At 56.2% G+C, this 16,743-nt stretch carries 13 protein-coding genes and 3 tRNA genes; 14 read left to right on the top strand and 2 right to left on the bottom strand.

From position 1 onward, the window contains the following. Nucleotides 1-5: 5 nt before the first annotated feature. On the bottom strand, nucleotides 6-527 hold the full coding sequence (sodC, locus tag LG204_RS12365; RefSeq protein WP_230337557.1) for a superoxide dismutase family protein: 522 nt from the start codon (nucleotides 525-527) through the stop codon (nucleotides 6-8). A gap of 176 nt (nucleotides 528-703) precedes the next feature. On the opposite strand from sodC, the gene LG204_RS12360 reads away from it, so the two are divergent. The 14 genes from LG204_RS12360 (at nucleotide 704) to LG204_RS12295 (ending at nucleotide 14,640) form a co-directional block, all read left to right on the top strand. After that, entirely contained in the window at nucleotides 704-1,003 is a 300-nt protein-coding gene (locus tag LG204_RS12360) for an EF-hand domain-containing protein (RefSeq protein WP_230337556.1), read from the top strand. Nucleotides 1,004-1,121: 118 nt separating this feature from the next. Next, entirely contained in the window at nucleotides 1,122-2,123 is a 1,002-nt protein-coding gene (locus LG204_RS12355; RefSeq protein WP_230337555.1) for a cation diffusion facilitator family transporter, read from the top strand. 81 nt (nucleotides 2,124-2,204) lie between these two features. After that, entirely contained in the window at nucleotides 2,205-2,387 is a 183-nt protein-coding gene (locus LG204_RS12350) for a tautomerase family protein (RefSeq protein WP_230337554.1), read from the top strand. A gap of 118 nt (nucleotides 2,388-2,505) precedes the next feature. Beyond that, nucleotides 2,506-4,308, top strand: a complete 1,803-nt coding sequence (gene uvrC / locus LG204_RS12345; RefSeq protein ID WP_230337553.1) for an excinuclease ABC subunit UvrC — start codon at nucleotides 2,506-2,508, stop codon at nucleotides 4,306-4,308. Between the two features lie 44 nt (nucleotides 4,309-4,352). Beyond that, nucleotides 4,353-4,922, top strand: a complete 570-nt coding sequence (gene pgsA, locus LG204_RS12340; protein ID WP_230337552.1) for a CDP-diacylglycerol--glycerol-3-phosphate 3-phosphatidyltransferase — start codon at nucleotides 4,353-4,355, stop codon at nucleotides 4,920-4,922. Nucleotides 4,923-4,979: 57 nt separating this feature from the next. Next, nucleotides 4,980-5,055: transfer RNA gene (locus tag LG204_RS12335), tRNA-Gly, on the top strand. A gap of 69 nt (nucleotides 5,056-5,124) precedes the next feature. Then, a tRNA-Cys gene (locus LG204_RS12330) sits at nucleotides 5,125-5,198 on the top strand. Nucleotides 5,199-5,204: 6 nt separating this feature from the next. Continuing rightward, nucleotides 5,205-5,280: transfer RNA gene (locus LG204_RS12325), tRNA-Gly, on the top strand. Nucleotides 5,281-5,509: 229 nt separating this feature from the next. Further along, nucleotides 5,510-5,908 carry a PsiF family protein gene (locus LG204_RS14160; protein ID WP_230337551.1) on the top strand — a complete coding sequence of 133 codons (399 nt, stop codon included), beginning with the start codon at nucleotides 5,510-5,512 and terminating at the stop codon, nucleotides 5,906-5,908. A gap of 168 nt (nucleotides 5,909-6,076) precedes the next feature. Then, a complete protein-coding gene (locus LG204_RS12315; protein ID WP_230337550.1) occupies nucleotides 6,077-8,230 on the top strand; it encodes a type I secretion system permease/ATPase in 2,154 nt (717 codons plus the stop codon). Further along, complete coding sequence (locus LG204_RS12310; RefSeq protein ID WP_230337549.1) at nucleotides 8,227-9,639, top strand: HlyD family type I secretion periplasmic adaptor subunit; 1,413 nt, start codon at nucleotides 8,227-8,229, stop codon at nucleotides 9,637-9,639. Before LG204_RS12315 ends, LG204_RS12310 begins: the two co-directional genes overlap by 4 nt. 7 nt (nucleotides 9,640-9,646) lie before the next feature. Beyond that, entirely contained in the window at nucleotides 9,647-10,264 is a 618-nt protein-coding gene (locus LG204_RS12305) for a LuxR family transcriptional regulator (RefSeq protein WP_230337548.1), read from the top strand. Nucleotides 10,265-10,362: 98 nt separating this feature from the next. After that, nucleotides 10,363-14,289: a retention module-containing protein gene (locus LG204_RS12300; RefSeq protein WP_230337547.1), complete on the top strand. Its 3,927-nt coding sequence runs from the start codon at nucleotides 10,363-10,365 to the stop codon at nucleotides 14,287-14,289. Nucleotides 14,290-14,307: 18 nt separating this feature from the next. After that, nucleotides 14,308-14,640 (top strand): hypothetical protein, encoded by a 333-nt coding sequence (locus LG204_RS12295; RefSeq protein WP_230337546.1) that lies wholly within the window; start codon nucleotides 14,308-14,310, stop codon nucleotides 14,638-14,640. Nucleotides 14,641-14,805: 165 nt separating this feature from the next. Here the strand turns inward: LG204_RS12295 and LG204_RS12290 are convergent, their stop codons facing one another. Continuing rightward, a complete protein-coding gene (locus tag LG204_RS12290; RefSeq protein ID WP_230337545.1) occupies nucleotides 14,806-16,740 on the bottom strand; it encodes a bifunctional diguanylate cyclase/phosphodiesterase in 1,935 nt (644 codons plus the stop codon). Nucleotides 16,741-16,743 lie beyond the last annotated feature (3 nt).

The raw sequence follows: 16,743 nt of genomic DNA, 5'->3' as shown, positions 1-16,743 counted from the left end.
CCTTGTTATTCAATAATGCCGCAAGCCACGCGGGCACCACCACCGCCTAATGGCTTGGGCTGGTCACTGTAATTGTCAGCGCCTGCATGTACCATCAGGCTACGGCCGGTAATGTCGGAAAGCTTGAGATTGGGTGCCACCAGTATCTGGGTAGCACTGCCATCTGCCTTCACCTGTAGCGCCGGCAGATCGCCGGCATGGCCATGCCCCTGCGGACCTTCGTGCTTGGCTGTTTTGTTGGGGTCATAATGACCACCTGCAGCCAGACCGGCGGTTTTTTTGCCGTCTTTGTCTGCGGCCTCGCAACTTGGATTTTCATGCACGTGCAGGCCATGTTCCCCGGGGCTAACTTCGCCAAGGTCGGGGTCTATTACCAACCCCTTGTCGCTATCGCTCAGCTTCACGGTGCCAATGATCTTGCCGACACCATCGTCGCTGATGGCATTCACCACTACGATTTTTTCAGCCGCCAGAGCGGGCAGGCTGGATAGCAGAAGGGCAGTTAACAGGGGGGTGACAATCTTCATGGCAGGCTCCTTGGCGATGGTTAGCTATATTATAAGGCTGAGTCAGTCTGGTGCTTGCAAAATTGCATGGTAGATTGGTCAACGCGATTGACGACAGGTTCGTTTTGCTTAAGGTATATGCTATGTCTGCGGGGAGCATGAATGGTGCCCCTTCATTTCACTGGGAGATTTGACGCATGCAACATGGTTACTGGATAGTCCCTCCTATGGTTTTGCTGATCGGCATGGCGCATGCCGCTGAAGATGGCTCATCTGCCGAAAGACATCATATGCGGGCAGATACCAATGGCGATGGCCGTATTAGCTTGCAGGAGTTTCGCGCGTCTGAATTCAAGCCTTCTGAAAAAATCTTTAAACGCATGGACAGCAACAAGGATGGGTTTATTGACCCGGATGAGAAGGCCTCTGCCAAGGATAGATTGCGTGCCCGCATTCGCGCTAAAGAGGGCGAGATATCGGCGCCACCAGCCCCTTGAATCAGAGCAGCTGGTGTGATGATTGTATGGCCCAGCCTGATGTACAGCCCCGTGCTGGCCTTGATGCGGGCTTTTTGTTATTGGATTTGCCATATCAGACTGTTAGCATAGCAACTCTATGAAACACGACCACCACACCCACGCGCACGATGAAGCTGAACATGAGCATGAGGGGCACGACCATCATGACCATGCTCACGGTTCAGATCACCATCATGGACACTCCCATTCCCACGCCAGTAACAGCCTGAAGTGGCCATTGTTGCTGACCCTGGCGTTTGCCTGTATCGAGGCGGTAGGCGGCTGGTACTCCGGCTCGCTAGCCCTGATGGGCGATGCCGGCCATATGTTTTCCGACTCGGCCGCGCTCGGCCTGGCCTGGCTTGGCACCTGGATTGCCGCCAAGCCTGCATCGCAAAAACATAGCTATGGCCTGATGCGTGCCGAAATCATCGTCGCCTTCATTAACTGCCTAGTGATGCTGGCGGTCGTGGGTGCCATCGTTTTCGAGGCTATCGAACGCCTGCAAACCCCGCAGCAAGTGCATAGTCTTGAAGTCATGGGCATTGCCTTTGTCGGCCTGCTGGTCAATCTGCTGGTGGCAAGGCAATTGCATCAGCATCAGGATAACGTCAACCATAAAGCCGCCTTGCTGCATGTGCTGGGCGATTTGCTGGGCTCGGTGGCGGCGCTCGCTGCGGGTGCCGTGATCTACTTCACCGGCTGGATGTTGATTGATCCTTTGTTGTCACTGCTGATCTCGGCCTTGATCCTGTTCTCTACCTTCCGCTTGTTGCGTGAAGTGTTGCACGTGCTGATGGAAGGTGTGCCTTCGCATATTTCGATTCAGGAAGTGACACGCGCCCTGCAAGGCGTACCGGAAGTACAAGAAGTGCACAGCGTGCATATCTGGTCGCTGTCTTCCGAGGTGAGTGCCTTGTCTGCGCATATTGTGCTGGACGACATGGAACACTGGCATGAGGTATTGAATGCGATACGTACGCTATTGCATGACCGCTTTGATATCGAGCATGTGACCTTGCAGCCGGAAACGGTGGCTGCACTCAATGCAGGCAAGGTTGGCTGCTGGCTCACCAAAAAGGCGGGGCAGCCAGCCTGAGGGTAATCGCAAGCGGGGAGGGTATTCCCTGTCATCGCTGATCTCAAGTACGCAACTGGAACCACGCAACAGGAGGATAAAATGCCTTATATCAACATCAAGCATGCCGGCCCCTTGAGCCGCGAGCAAAAAGCCCAAATTGCTGAAGAAGTGACCAAGACCATGGAGCGCGTGGCGAACAAGCCTGCCAGTTACACTTACATCACGTTTGACGAAGTTCAATATGAAGACTGGGCCATCGCCGGAAAGCTGCTCGACGAGTAATTGCCCTGCACATACTGCCAGCGGTGAGCACTGCCCCGGTAAAGGTGGCGGAACTGGCGTCAATGCGGGCTAAACTGCCTCTGCTTAACCCATCCAGGCTGGCCCTTACCTGAACCCTATGTTTGACCCTAAACCCATACTGAAAAACCTGCCCAATCTGCCGGGCGTGTATCGCATGATCAACGCCGAAGACGCGGTGATCTATGTGGGCAAAGCGCGCGATCTTAAAAAGCGCGTGTCATCCTATTTTCAGAAGAATCTGCCCAGCCCGCGCACACGCATGATGGTGTCGCAAATCGAGCGCATCGAAACCACCGTCACCCGCTCCGAAGCCGAAGCCCTGCTGCTTGAGAATAACCTCATCAAGAGCTTTATGCCGCGTTACAACGTGCTGTTTCGCGATGACAAGTCATATCCCTATATCACCCTGACCGGCGATGCGTTTCCGCGACTGGCCTTCCACCGGGGCACGCAGCGCAAAGGCAATAGCTATTTTGGCCCTTTCCCCAATGCCGTGGCAGTACGCGAGAGTATACAGTTGCTGCAAAAAGTCTTCCGCTTGCGCACCTGTGAAAATACGGTGTTTGCCAATCGCTCGCGTCCCTGTCTGCAATACCAGATTCAGCGCTGCACCGCGCCCTGCGTTAACTTTATTTCGGAAGAGAATTATCGACGCGATGTCAGCCATGCCACCCTGTTTTTGCAGGGGCGTGAACAGCAGGTGATGGATGAGCTCAGCCAGAAGATGATGCAGGCGGCTGAGGAGCAGGAATACGAGATGGCCGCTGTTTACCGTGACCGTATGCAGAGCCTGCGCCAAGTGCAGGCCAAGCAGTTCGTCAGCGACTTTACCATTAGCGATGCCGATGTGATTGCCTGCGCCGAGCTGCATGGGCAGTTATGTGTCAATCTGGTGATGATACGTGGCGGTCGCCATCTGGGTGACAAGAGCCATTTCCCCAAGAATGCCGAAGGCGCGGATGCCCGTATGACCGCCGAAGCTTTCCTGGAGCAGCACTACATGCCGCAGAATACCCCGCCCCTCATTATTGTCGGGGTCGAGGGCATGGAAACGGCAGAGCTGGAAGAAGTGCTGAGCGAGCAGGCCGGGCGCAAGGTCAAGATCAATACCAACCCCATCGGCGACAAGCGCGTGTGGCTGAAGATGGCGCAAACCAATGCCGAGCTGGCGCTGGAACAACGTAGCGCTGCCAATGCCAATCAGCACGCTCGCCTGGTAGCGCTGCGCGAGGCGCTGGATTTGCCTGAAACCACCGAGCGCATCGAGTGTTTTGATATCAGCCACACCATGGGGGAGGCCACCGTTGCCTCTTGCGTGGTGTTTGATCGTGGCGCCATGCAGAATTCGGAATATCGCCGCTACAATATTACGGGCATCACCCCGGGCGACGATTATGCCGCCATGCGCGATGCCCTGACGCGCCGCTATAAAAAGGTCGCAGCAGGCGAGGGTCTGCTGCCGGATCTGGTGTTTATTGATGGTGGCAAAGGGCAGCTTGGGGTTGCGGTGGAAGTCATGCATGAAGTAGGCTTGCCGGACATCCAGCTGGTCGGTATTGCCAAAGGTGAGGAGCGCAAGCCCGGCCTGGAGCAGATGTTCTTCCCGGATCGCGATACGCCGGTGGGCTTGCGCAATGATCACCCAGGCTTGCACCTGCTGCAGCAGATCCGCGATGAAGCGCACCGCTTTGCCATTACCGGCCATCGTGCGCGTCGCGGCAAGGCCCGCATGCACTCAAGCCTGGAGGACATCACGGGTATCGGTGCCAAGCGGCGCCAGCGTCTGCTGACCCGGTTTGGCGGGCTGGATGGCGTCAAAAATGCCAGTGCCGATGAGCTTGCGCAGGTAGAAGGCATCAGCCTGGCGCTGGCGCAAAAAATATACGACGAATTACATTAACAATAACAACGCATTATCTGATCAGAAAAAAGGCGACCCCACTCATGCATTGGAACATACCCAATACGCTTACCGTGACCCGCATCCTGATGATTCCGATTTTTGTCGGAATTTTCTACATGCCCGTCAGCGTGATCCCGGCACATTGGGTCAACTTCAGCGCAGCGGTGTTGTTCGCGCTGGCAGCCCTGACCGACTGGTTTGATGGATACCTCGCCCGCAAGCTTAACCAGACCTCCGCCTTTGGTGCATTCCTTGATCCTGTGGCGGACAAGCTGATGGTGGCAGCCGCGCTGGTCGTACTGGTGGACTTTGAGCGCGTGGGGGCGGTGATTGCTTTTATCATCATTGGCCGTGAAATCGCTATCAGCGCGTTGCGTGAATGGATGGCGGGCATGGGCGAGGGCAGCAGTGTCGCCGTGGCGCAAATCGGCAAGTTCAAGACCACCGTGCAGATGGCGGCCATCCTGTTTTTGCTTTATCACGACCCAATCGCCGGGCTGGATATCCAACTCGTCGGTACGGTGCTGGTGTGGATCGCGGCATTTTTGACATTGCTGTCAATGGCTTACTATTTGAAGGCGGCCTGGCCCCGCATGAAAGAGATAAAATAAGGCGCAGCGGGTGTTGACACAACCCCGAAAATCCTTAAAATGGCGCCTTCTTTCGATGCGGGAATAGCTCAGTTGGTAGAGCGCAACCTTGCCAAGGTTGAGGTCGCGAGTTCGAGACTCGTTTCCCGCTCCAGATTAAAAAAAGGGAAAGCAGCGCATGTATGCTTTCCCTTTTTTGCTCCGGATTGAACTCCGGCGCGATGGCGCGATAGCAAAGCGGTTATGCCGCGGCCTGCAAAGCCGTTTAGGCCGGTTCGACTCCGGCTCGCGCCTCCAGTACATGCGGGAATAGCTCAGTTGGTAGAGCGCAACCTTGCCAAGGTTGAGGTCGCGAGTTCGAGACTCGTTTCCCGCTCCAGATTAAAGGGGAAAGCAGAAATGCTTTCCCCTTTTTGCATTTATGCTCCCGTGTTCCCTGCATTCCCCTTTCCTCATGATCGCCGATTGTGTATTGCCGCATGCTTCGGTTAATATTCAGTTACAGGCGCATGCCGATGGTGATTGCCATCGTAAATGCGGCATACTACTGCACGGGGTGTTGTGATAAACAGCAGCAGTAATGCGCCTAACACAATAACGGGGGAAGCATGAAGAATACACTGGCCGCCATGGCCTTGATCTGCATGGGTATGACGACGGTTTACGCCGGTACCCAGCAAGAAAAAATGAAATCCTGTAACGATGAGGCAAGCAGCCAATCCCTGGCAGGCGATGCCCGTAAAGCCTTCATGAAAAACTGCCTTAGTGCTGACCCTATGTCAGCGCAGCAGCTCAAGATGAAAACCTGCAACGCCGATGCCAGCGCCAAGTCGCTGGCAGGAGATGAGCGCAAGGCTTTCATGAAGAGCTGTCTGAGCGCAAAAGTGACTCCTCCCACGCAGCAAGAAAAAATGAAAACCTGTAATGCAGATGCCAGTGCCAAATCTTTGGCTGGCGATGCGCGCAAGGCGTTCATGAAAAGCTGCCTTTCAGCCTCTCCCCAATAATAACTTCAGGCCCGATCGTGATCGGGCTTTTTTCATGCGCGGCCTGCCTGGCCTGAAGGCAGTGTCATGCGCTTGAGCATTTCTTGCGCAGGCGCAGCGCTTGCATGATCAACAACGAATGCCCGTGGCAGCTGTGGTTGCCCGATTATTGCAAAAGACAGTGTGACTATGAATCGTGATGAGGAATTTTTAGGGGCGCAGCCGCAGGTCAAGGATAGTCTGCTTGAAGCCTTGTTGATTGTATGTCGTTTTCATGGTGTGGCCATCACGCGGGATGCGCTGAGTGCGGGCCTGCCGCTACGCGATGGCAAAATGACGCCCGCCTTGGTGCGTCGTACGGCGGCACGCGCCAATCTGGTGGCGACGGTGATCAAAAAGCCGCTGGGTGACATACGTCGCGAGTTCCTGCCGGCGATTCTGCTGCTGGCGGATGATGAGGCTTGCGTGCTGGTCGGCTGGGATGAATCCCGCCAGCATCTGCGCATGATATTCCCTGAGCTGGGTGATGCCGAAGTCAGCATTTCGGAAGAGGAGCTGCTGTCGCGCTACAGCGGTTACGCGATTGTCGCCAAGCCCAAGTTCACCTTTGACAAACGTGCGCCCACTGTCGGTAATGTGCGCATGCGCCACTGGTTCTGGGGCACACTTGCCGAAAACAGCAAGGTATATCGCGACATCATGCTGGCAGCTTTGCTGATTAACTTGTTTGCGCTGGCGATGCCTATTTTCACCATGAATGTGTATGACCGCATTGTGCCTAACCGCTCGGTGGAAACACTGTGGGTACTGGCCGCGGGTATAGGCTTGATAGTGCTGGCTGATTTTGCCCTGCGTACCATCCGCGGCTATTTCCTGGATTGGGCCAGCCATCGCGTGGATATCAAACTGTCTGCCCGCATCATGGAACAGGTGCTGGGCGTGCGCATGGAGCAGCGACCCACGTCCGTCGGCTCGTTTGCCGCCAATCTGCGCGCGTTTGAAACCGTGCGCGACTTTATTACCTCGGCCACCATTACCACGCTGATCGATATTCCGTTTGCCCTGATCTTTATTGGTGTCATGGCCTGGATTTCATGGCCCATGGTGATTCCTGTATTGGTGGGCGCAGCGATTCTGCTGGTGTATTCCTTCAGCGCGCAGACCAAGATGCAGGAGCTTTCCGAAACCATGTTCCGTGCCAGCTCCATTCGCAATGCCACGCTGATTGAAAGCCTGGTCGGGCTGGAAACCGTCAAGGCATTGGGTATCGAAGGTCAGATGCAGCGTCGCTGGGAGAAAACCGCGACCTACCTGACCGAAGTCGGCAGCAAGCTCAAGCTGCTGTCAGCCTCTATCAACAATGGCGCTATGGGGCTGCAGCAGCTGGTGACGGTGTCGCTGGTGCTGCTGGGCGTGTATCTGGTGATCAATGGTGACCTTACCATGGGCGGCATGATCGCCTGCACCATGCTGGCCTCGCGTGCGCTGGCGCCTATCTCGCAGGCGGCAGGCATGATGACGCAATACCACAATGCGGCTACGTCACTGACTTCGCTTGAAGAAGTCATGAACAAGCCGGTGGAGCGCCCGGTGGATTTCCGCTTTCTTTCCCGCCCCAGCTTCAATGGCGATATCGAGTTTCGCGATGTCAGCTTCAATTATCCCGGCTCCGAGGCTAATGCACTGCGCAATGTCTCGTTCAAGATCAAGGCGGGTGAGCATGTTGCCATTCTTGGCCGCATGGGTTCCGGCAAGACTACCATCCAGAAACTGATACTCGGGCTCTATCAGCCTACGGCAGGCGCGATATTGATCGACGGTATTGATTCACGCCAGATAGACCCCGCCGAGCTGCGCCGGGCGATTGGCTATGTGCAGCAGGACACCCATCTGTTTTTCGGGTCCATGCGCGACAACATCGCCATTGCCGCCCCGCATGCCACGGGCGAGCAGGTGCTGCATGCCGCACATGTGGGTGGCATTGATGAATTCATCAACACCCATCCGCAAGGCTTTGACATGCCCGTGGGCGAGCGCGGCGATACGCTGTCTGGCGGTCAGCGCCAGGGCGTGGGCATTGCCCGTGCGGTGATCAACAACCCAGTGATCTACCTGCTGGATGAGCCGACCAGCGCCATGGATCACTCCGGCGAAGAGGCGGTGAAGAAACGCCTGACGGAGGCCTCCACCGGCAGGACACTGCTGGTGATTACCCATCGTTCCTCGCTGTTCGATATGGTGGATAGAATTATTGTGATAGACGGCGGCAAGATCATGGCCGATGGTCAGAAAGATCTGGTCATTGATGCCTTACGTACCGGTAAAGTGGGGAAAGCCGCATGAGCCAGCTTTTATTCAAGGCACTGGGTGCCATTCATGGGCTTTTTAATCGTGTTGGCCTGCTAAGCAAGCCTGTGCGCTGGATGCTGGACAAATGGACGCCCGCCAAGGCCGAGGGAGATGCCTCATGGCAGGAAGAAGCCGAGCTTGCCATGCTGGAACAGCAAACCCTGCGCGCCAAAAAAGTCCTGTACTGGGTGGCCGGCGTGATCGTGCTGCTGCTGATCTGGGCGGCGGTGACCAAGGTAGATGAAGTGACACGCGGGGAAGGCCGGGTGATCCCATCTAAGCAGGTGCAGGTGATCCAGTCTCTCGATGGCGGGATTGTCACTTCGCTGCTGGTGCACGAAGGCCAATCGGTCAATGTCGGTACGCCACTGGTGCGTATTGATGAAACGCGGGCGATTTCGTCCCTGCGCGAAAACCGCTCGCAATATTTGTCGCTGGTAGCCAAGCAGGCGCGCTTGCGTGCGCTGGCGGACGATACAGCATTCCTACCACCACCGGAGGTGATGAAGGAAAACCCGTCGGTGTATTCGCAAGAGCAGGCCCTGTATTTCGCCAGCAAGGACGAAGTGGCATCCCAAGTGGCGATTGCACGCGAACAGCTTACCCAGCGTCAGCGTGAATTGATGGAAATACAGGCCAAGCTTGAGCAGGCCGAGCGCGGCTTGGAACTGAGCAGCCGCGAACTGGCGGTGACCAAGCCATTGCTGGGCACAGGCGCGGTCTCTGAAGTGGATCTCCTGCGACTGGAGCGCGATACCGCCCGCCTGCGTGGCGACCGCGATCAGGCCCGTGCGCAGATCGGCCGCGTACAGGCGGCAATTTCTGAAGCATCGCGCAAGGTGAGCGAGGCGCAGCAATCATTCCGTAGCAAGGTACGCACCGAGCTGTCGGATACCACCGCCAAGCTCAATAGCCTGGTGGAAACCAGCGTCGCGCTGAATGACAAGGTCGTGCAGTCCACTCTGAAGTCGCCGGTCAAGGGCACGGTGAGCCGCCTCTTTATTAATACGGTGGGCGGTGTTATCCAGCCGGGCAAAGAGGTCATGGAGATTGTGCCGACCGACGACGCGCTGATCCTGGAAACCAAGATTCAGCCGCGTGACATCGACTTCATCAGTTTTGGGCAGCCTGCCACGGTGAAACTGACGGCTTATGACTACACCATCTATGGCACGCTGGAGGCCAAGGTGGAGAGTATTTCCGCCGACTCGGTGGTGGACGACAAAGGCAATGCGTTCTATATCGTCCGCGTAAAAACCATACGCTCCAACTTGGGCAAGGGCCTGCCGATTATTCCTGGCATGGTGGCGCAGGTGGATATCATGACCGGCCGTAAAACAGTGCTCTCCTATCTCTTGAAGCCGGTGCTCAAGGCTCGCTCATACGCATTCACGGAACGATAACAACACCATGCGCGATATCTTCATTTCTGCAGGGGGGCGCTTGCTGGCGGATTGGCAGCAGGTTTGCCCCGAAGGGGCGGTATTCAAGGAAAGTGCCGCATTGAATGCCGATGTTGGCCAGGCCTTGATCTGGCTGCACGTCAATGCCGGGAATACCGAGAGCATGCTGGCCGATGTGGCAGGCCTGCTCGGCCGCTTTGCCCAGGCGCGCGTGCTGGTGCTGGCCAATGCACCGGATACCAACGAAGCGGTGGCGGCTTTTCAGCAGGGCGCCGCAGGCTATTGCCACGCCTATAGTTCAGCCGACGTGCTGGGCGAGGTGCGACGCGTGGTGCAGTTGGGTGGCGTATGGCTAGGGCCGGAAGTATTGCAGCGCCTGATCACCGTCGGCCGCACCATGGTGGGCTCCAGCCAGACCAAGATCAATGCCACGCTGGATCAACTCACCCCGCGCGAACGCGAGGTGGCACTAAAGGCGGCAGAAGGCCTCAGCAACAAATTGATTGCGCGCGAGCTGGATATTACCGAGCGCACGGTCAAGGCCCATCTGACGGCCATCTTCGAGCGGCTGGCGATACGTGATCGCCTGCAGCTTGCCCTGATGTTGAATGATCGACAGGGCTGATGAAATTTCGGGGTCTAGTACCTTGGTACAATATTTTTTGATGCATGGATGGGGTTTAATCGCTCCATCAGTAATTTTGTAGAAAGGTCAGGTACATCATGGCAGCGATCGGTACCGTAGTAGCAATCAATGGCGGCGGCAATGCATTTGCAGTGAACGAACATGGCGAACGCCGCATGCTCAAAGTAGGCGACAGCATACAGCCGGGCGAAGTCGTTACGACTGCGCAGGGCGTTGTCGTTGATATCCTCCTGACCACCGGCCAGAAAATTGAAATCTCCGCTGACCAGACGGTGAAGTTCACCCCTGAGCTGGCCGAATTCATCGCCCCTGAAGGCACGGAAAGTGCCGTCAGCGAAGCGACCGTACAAGCCGTTATCCAGGCCATTGAACAAGGCCGCGACATTAACGAAGTGCTGGAAGAAACCGCCGCTGGTCTGATTGGCTCGGCCGGCAACGAGCACGGTTCTACCTTCGTTAACCTGCTGCGCATCGTCGAAGGCGTGACCCCCCTTAGTTATGAATATCCCGTCGGTGCGCCGCCAGTGATCGATTTCGTGCGCGAAGCCTTCATTTACTCCGACCCTGAAGGCGCGGCTGCCACACCTGCAAGCCCACCTTCGATTGAGCTGACCGATTACAATGGCGTTGAAGCAGGTGAAATGACCTTGCCGGAAACTGCTGGCGCGACTTCTGGCGATTTTACCGTCACTGCTCCTGCCGGAATCGCGAGCATCACTATTGGTACTACCGTGGTAACCCTGACGCAGCTGACCAATGCTGGTACTACCCCTGTCGTGGTGTCAAATACCTCTTTGGGAACCCTGACCGTGGTGGGTTACAACGCCACCACCGGGGTGGTGAGTTACACTTACGACCCCAAGGTGCAGACCAGTGAGGCACCGGTAACAGACAGTTTGCCGATTACCGTCACGGACACTAATGGCCAGACCGCCACCGATACGCTGGATGTGAACATCACCGACACCGGCCCCACTGCGGTGAACGACACCAACACCATCTCCGAAGATGGCGAATCCAATCAGGTGACCGGTAATGTCTTCACCAATGACGACATTGGCGCGGATGTTAAGGCTGATCCTGTCATCACCACCGGTACCTTTGTCGGCCAATACGGCACGCTGGTTTTGAATGCGAACGGCACTTACACCTACACGCTTAACAACGCCAACCCGGCGGTGAATGCGCTGAATGACAACCAGACCCTGCAGGATGTATTCCCCTACAAGATTCAAGATGCAGACGGTACACAGGCCTCGGCCAATCTGACCATCACCATCAATGGGCATACCGACAGCCCACCGGGCCTGATCGTCGAAGGCACCACCTTGCCTGAAACCGCTGACGCGACTCCTGGCAGCTTCCTGGTAGAAGCCGAAGCCGGTATTGGCAGCATCACCATTAGCGGCACGACCGATCATGTGGTGACTCTGCAGCAACTGAACAATCTGACGACCGACCCGATCACCATTACCACGCCACGTGGCACACTGGTGCTGACGGGTTACGATGCCACCACCGGTGTCGTGAGCTACACCTACGATCCGAACATCCAGAGCAGCAACTCCAGCGTGACCGACAGCATTGGTGTGACGCTGACCGATGCCAACGGCGTATCCGCCAGCTCGCCTTTGAATATCGTGATCACGGACAGCGCTCCTGTTGCCGTGGATGACACCAACAGCATTACCGAAGATGCCACGCCTAATCAGGTCACAGGTAATGTGGTGGATAACGACACTGTTGGCCCGGATGTAAATGCCAACCCTGTGACGACCACCGGCACCTTTGTTGGTCAATATGGCACGCTGGTATTGAATGCCAATGGCAGCTATACCTACACGCTGAACAACGCCAATCCGGTGGTAAATGCGCTGAATGCCAACCAGTCCTTGAAGGATGTCTTCAGCTACACCATCAACGATGGTGACGGTACGCCAGCCACGGCCAACCTCACCATTACCATAAACGGTTCGACCGATGACCGCCCGCCAGTGGTAGGTACTGCCACCGCCAACGTATCGGAAGAGGGCTTGCCCGGTGGCTTGCCAGATAGCGGCGGCACGGTGGATGTCAGCAATAGCGCCAGTGTGCATGGCACCCTGTCCATCAGCGATCCGGATGGCAATGCCGTTACCTCAGTCGTGCTGACCGCACCTACCGGTGACTATTACTCTGGTGGCCAGCTGATTACCTGGTCTGGCAGTGGTACTGGCACGTTGACCGGTTCTGCCGGTGGCGAGCCTGTGCTGACCATTACCATTAATAATGGCGGTGAGTACGACGTTAACCTGCTGCGTCCGCTCGATCATCCTGATACCAAGACGGAAGATGTGCTGACCCTGAATGTTGGCGTCAGCGCCACCGCCAACGGCGTGACCTCGGTCGGCAACCTGACCGTGAATGTGGAAGATGACTCTCCAGTCGCTAACCCGATCTCGGCCAATCTCTCGACCACCGACACCAATCTGCTGATTACGCTGGATGTCTCCGGCAGTATGCGTACACAGGATGGCGTGGACGGCACCTCGCGTCTGGCAAGTGCCATTCAGTCGATCAAGACCTTGCTGGACAAGTACGATGCGCTGGGCGAAACGCGCATCAGCCTGGTCGTATTCTCGACGACGGCAGCCCAGATGGGTACTGACTGGATGACGATTGATGAAGCCAAGGCGCAGCTGGATCAGATTCTGGTGAATGGTCCGAAAGGCAACACCAACTACGACAGCGCCCTGTCGCATGCCATCGATGCCTTTGATGATGCTGGCAAGCTGACCAATGCGCAGAATGTGGCTTACTTTATTTCGGATGGCGAACCTAATACCGGCAGTGGCAGTAACACTAGCCTTACCGGCAACACTAACACCAATGGTTCGGATGCTGGCATTCAAACCCAGGAAGAGCTGGCATGGAAAACCTTCCTGGAGGCTAACCAGATTAAGTCTTATGCCATTGGCGTCGGCAGCGACATCAATAGCGTGAATGCCCTGAACCCAGTGGCTTATGACGGCCAGACCAACACCAATATGAATGGCATTCTGGTCACTAGCTTCACTCAGCTGGATGCTGTGCTGGCTGGCACTATCCAGAACCAGGCTGCTGGCGAACTGATTACTGGCACCATGATAGGTAATGGCGTAGGCGGCGACGGCGGTTTTGTCGGCAGCATCCTGGTGGAAGGCACCGAGTACCGCTTCAATGCGGCAACTGGCCTCATCGAGGTGGTCGGAACCAACCACAGCACCTACAACAGCACCACGCATGAAATCACCGTGACGACGCTGCATGGCGGCCAGTTTGTGGTGGACATGGACAGCGGTACTTATTCGTACAAGGCACCGGATGGCTTGTCTGGCGCGATCACCGAAAAGATGGATTATGTGCTGCAGGACAAGGACGGCGATACCGCAGGTTCCTCTGTGACAATCAATGTCGACAAGACCAATGTGCAGGTTGGCACCACAGCTAGCGAGACCATTACCGGTTCGGACCATCCTGACCTCATCATGGGGCGTGATGGCAACGATGTCCTGATTGGCGCTGGCGGTCATGATCGTCTGTATGGCGACAATGGCAATGACACGCTGATTGGTGGCGCTGGCAACGATATCCTGAGCGGCGGTGCTGGCGTGGATACCTTCAAGTGGAATCTGGCTGATGCTGGCACACCTGGTACGCCTGCGGTGGATACCATTGCCGACTTCAACAAGGCATCGGTAGCTTCGGGTGGCGACAAGCTGGACTTGCGCGATTTGCTGACGGGCGAAAACTCCAGCAACCTGCAGAATTACCTGCACTTTGAAAAATCAGGCACTGATACCATTGTGCATATCAGCTCGACTGGCGGTTTCTCGGCGGATAGTCACACGGTGGGCGCAAGCTTCAACAGTGCGGCTGAAAACCAGACCATTGTGCTGGCTGGGGTGGATTTGACAACGGCAGGCCATACCGATGCCGCGATCATCGCCAACCTGGTAAACAACAACAAACTGGTTACCGACTAAATTATCCGAAAGGGCGTTATGCCATACGTATTACGCGATCAGGCTGGCAATATCAAAGCGGTGAGTCGCGAGGCCATGGACTCCTCAGGTTGGGAGTCTGTGGATGGCAGGTCGCCAGAGTATCTGCAGTATCTGGAAAGCTCGCTCAAGGATCAGAATGCGTTTCGCGAGAGTGATATTCAGCTCGCGCGGGTGCTGGAAGATTTGATCCTGCTGCTGATCGAGCGGGACGTGATTCACTTCACCGACTTCCCGGATGCCGCCCAGAAACGGTTAGTCCAGCGCCAATCCTGGCGTACTCAGGGCAAGGGGCTGGATTTGCTGGTGGACGATGAGAAACCGGTGATTTAAGTTAAGTGCTGACCTCAAGGATATGAAGCAGGTTTTTTGCTGGCTTCATGTCGGCAGAGAGTAAAAAAATAAACCCCATCCGCACTGGATGGGGTTTATTTTTGGCTGTATGGATGGGCGCTAGCCGTGACGGCCAGGAGTAGGCCGCCGCCCACACGGTAATGCTTAGACAGCGGGCGTCTGGATAGCGGGGCCGGTCATGCCGTCGATGCCCAAGGCGGGGAGGGCGGCGATTTCTTCGTGTGTTTGCACGCCCTCGGCAATCGCCATCATGCCCAGCGAATGGACGATCAGGCACAGGCCTTTCAAGAAGGCCTGGTTGCCAGTGTTGCTGTCGATATGGCGGATAACGGAGGCATCAATCTTGATGTAGCTGAGGCCAAGATCATGCAGCTCGCCCAGACGTGCCACCTGTGCCCCCACATGCTCCACGCCAATATGGCAGCCCAGCGGCTTCAGCATGAGGCAGAAGTTGCGGAAAGCTTCCATGTGGCGGAACACACCATCTTCCGGCACCTCCAGCCACAGCTTGCCTGCCACTTCTGGATTAGCCTGCAGCAGCGCATGCAAATGATCCAGGTAAGCGGGGTTGCTCACGGCGCGCGAGGAGATATTCAGGCCAATGGCTGGCTTGCCATTCTTGAGGTCATCAATGGCAATTTGCACCAGCAAGTCGTCCATTTCGGTAATCAGGTCCAGCTTGATCGCCCAGCCGATAAACTCGGCGGCAGGCAGCCATGGGCCGTTGGGCTCCAGCTGCAGGCGCATCGGGCCTTCATTGTGAATCAGGGTATTGGCCGGGCTGATCACCGGGAAGCTGGCCAGGCGCAGGCGCTTGGACATGATGGCGTTATCCAGGCGGGCGCGCCATTCGCTCTCGGTGCGGGTGGTGGTCAACTGCGATGCGGCCTGTTGGGCCAGGTCATCAATTTCCAGCTGCAATTGCGTGAGATCGTTGCGTTCGCGAATCACGGCAAGCAGGTCTTTCAGGCTATCCAGCTGGTGCGATCTGCCTATGTTGCTGGCGATGGTGCGTGGGCCGAACTCAGGGAAGCTGCCCTCAATGGCGGCAGCGCTGATGATCGCGTCTTTCACCTGCTGGCATAACAGCTCGCGATTGAGCGGGCTGCCACTGAAAACCGCAAAGTCAGCGCCGCTCAGGCGTCCGGCAAACATGGCATTTTCCGGCTTGCATAGCTCGGTTAATGCGTGACCTATACGTTTCAGTATCTGGTCGGTGCCAGTGCCGCCAAACTTGGCATTGATCTCGGCCAGCTCCGCAATATGCGAGACAACCAGCACGCCTTCTTCAAAATTATCTTCATTATCCAGATAGGCCGATACACGGCTGGTGAAATACTTGCGGTTCATCAGGCCGGATATGGGCTCATAGTTGGCTTCAAAACGCAGTTGTTCCAGCAGTTGCGATTGCTCGGTGAGCATTTTCCTGATGCGGTTGGACAAGCGGTTCATGGCTTGCGCCAGCGATTTGAATTCGGTGACACGGGGCTCGGCGATGGTAATGAAACGTTGATCGCCAATGGCCTCTGCCATGTTGGCCATCTCACTCAAGGGGCGGGTGATGATACGTAGCAGCCACGAGCCCAGCACGCCAGCCAGCAAGGCAATACCCACGCTCCACAGCAGCATTTTCTTTGAGCCATCCCACAATGCCTGATAGGCGAAGGTGGCATCGCTTTCCAGCGATAGCGTGCCATATTGGGACCAGCCGTTTTGTACCTGGGCGACCCCCGGGTGGACTTCAATACTGAAGAGATGATTGAACCACCCCGGAGTGTTGGGTTGAATGTCTGGGTTATTATGTTCGGAAATCAGCTTGCCTTCAGGGTCTACCAGTTTGATGCGCTGGTAATGCCCGTTGTCGAATTGGGCGGATAACAGCAAGGCAACATTGACCGGGTCCTCCTTATCAATCTGCGACAGCGAGAGAGCGAGCGATGTGGCATTGTCGATATTCTTCATCTGCAACTGCTGCTCCAGTGTGTGCTTGCTGGACTCAATGCTGGCAATGACGCAGGCCGCAAAAACCAGCAGCATGAGCAGACTGATAGCGATCCATAACTGTTTAATCAACGACATAGT

The organism is Methylovorus menthalis, from assembly GCF_020523625.1.
GTDB classification, from domain to species: Bacteria; Pseudomonadota; Gammaproteobacteria; order Burkholderiales; family Methylophilaceae; genus Methylovorus; species Methylovorus menthalis.
Note: the sequence above shows the minus strand (reverse complement) of the source record. Positions and strands in the feature narration are given on the sequence as shown.

Coding starts and splice junctions, on each gene's coding strand:
- LG204_RS12305 (WP_230337548.1), top strand. CDS start 9,647: ATGCGCGATATCTTCATTTCTGCAGGGGGGCGCTTGCTGGCGGATTGG.
- LG204_RS14160 (WP_230337551.1), top strand. CDS start 5,510: ATGAAGAATACACTGGCCGCCATGGCCTTGATCTGCATGGGTATGACG.
- LG204_RS12355 (WP_230337555.1), top strand. CDS start 1,122: ATGAAACACGACCACCACACCCACGCGCACGATGAAGCTGAACATGAG.
- pgsA (WP_230337552.1), top strand. CDS start 4,353: ATGCATTGGAACATACCCAATACGCTTACCGTGACCCGCATCCTGATG.
- LG204_RS12300 (WP_230337547.1), top strand. CDS start 10,363: ATGGCAGCGATCGGTACCGTAGTAGCAATCAATGGCGGCGGCAATGCA.
- LG204_RS12295 (WP_230337546.1), top strand. CDS start 14,308: ATGCCATACGTATTACGCGATCAGGCTGGCAATATCAAAGCGGTGAGT.
- uvrC (WP_230337553.1), top strand. CDS start 2,506: ATGTTTGACCCTAAACCCATACTGAAAAACCTGCCCAATCTGCCGGGC.
- LG204_RS12310 (WP_230337549.1), top strand. CDS start 8,227: ATGAGCCAGCTTTTATTCAAGGCACTGGGTGCCATTCATGGGCTTTTT.
- LG204_RS12290 (WP_230337545.1), bottom strand. CDS start 16,740: ATGTCGTTGATTAAACAGTTATGGATCGCTATCAGTCTGCTCATGCTG.
- sodC (WP_230337557.1), bottom strand. CDS start 527: ATGAAGATTGTCACCCCCCTGTTAACTGCCCTTCTGCTATCCAGCCTG.
- LG204_RS12350 (WP_230337554.1), top strand. CDS start 2,205: ATGCCTTATATCAACATCAAGCATGCCGGCCCCTTGAGCCGCGAGCAA.
- LG204_RS12315 (WP_230337550.1), top strand. CDS start 6,077: ATGAATCGTGATGAGGAATTTTTAGGGGCGCAGCCGCAGGTCAAGGAT.
- LG204_RS12360 (WP_230337556.1), top strand. CDS start 704: ATGCAACATGGTTACTGGATAGTCCCTCCTATGGTTTTGCTGATCGGC.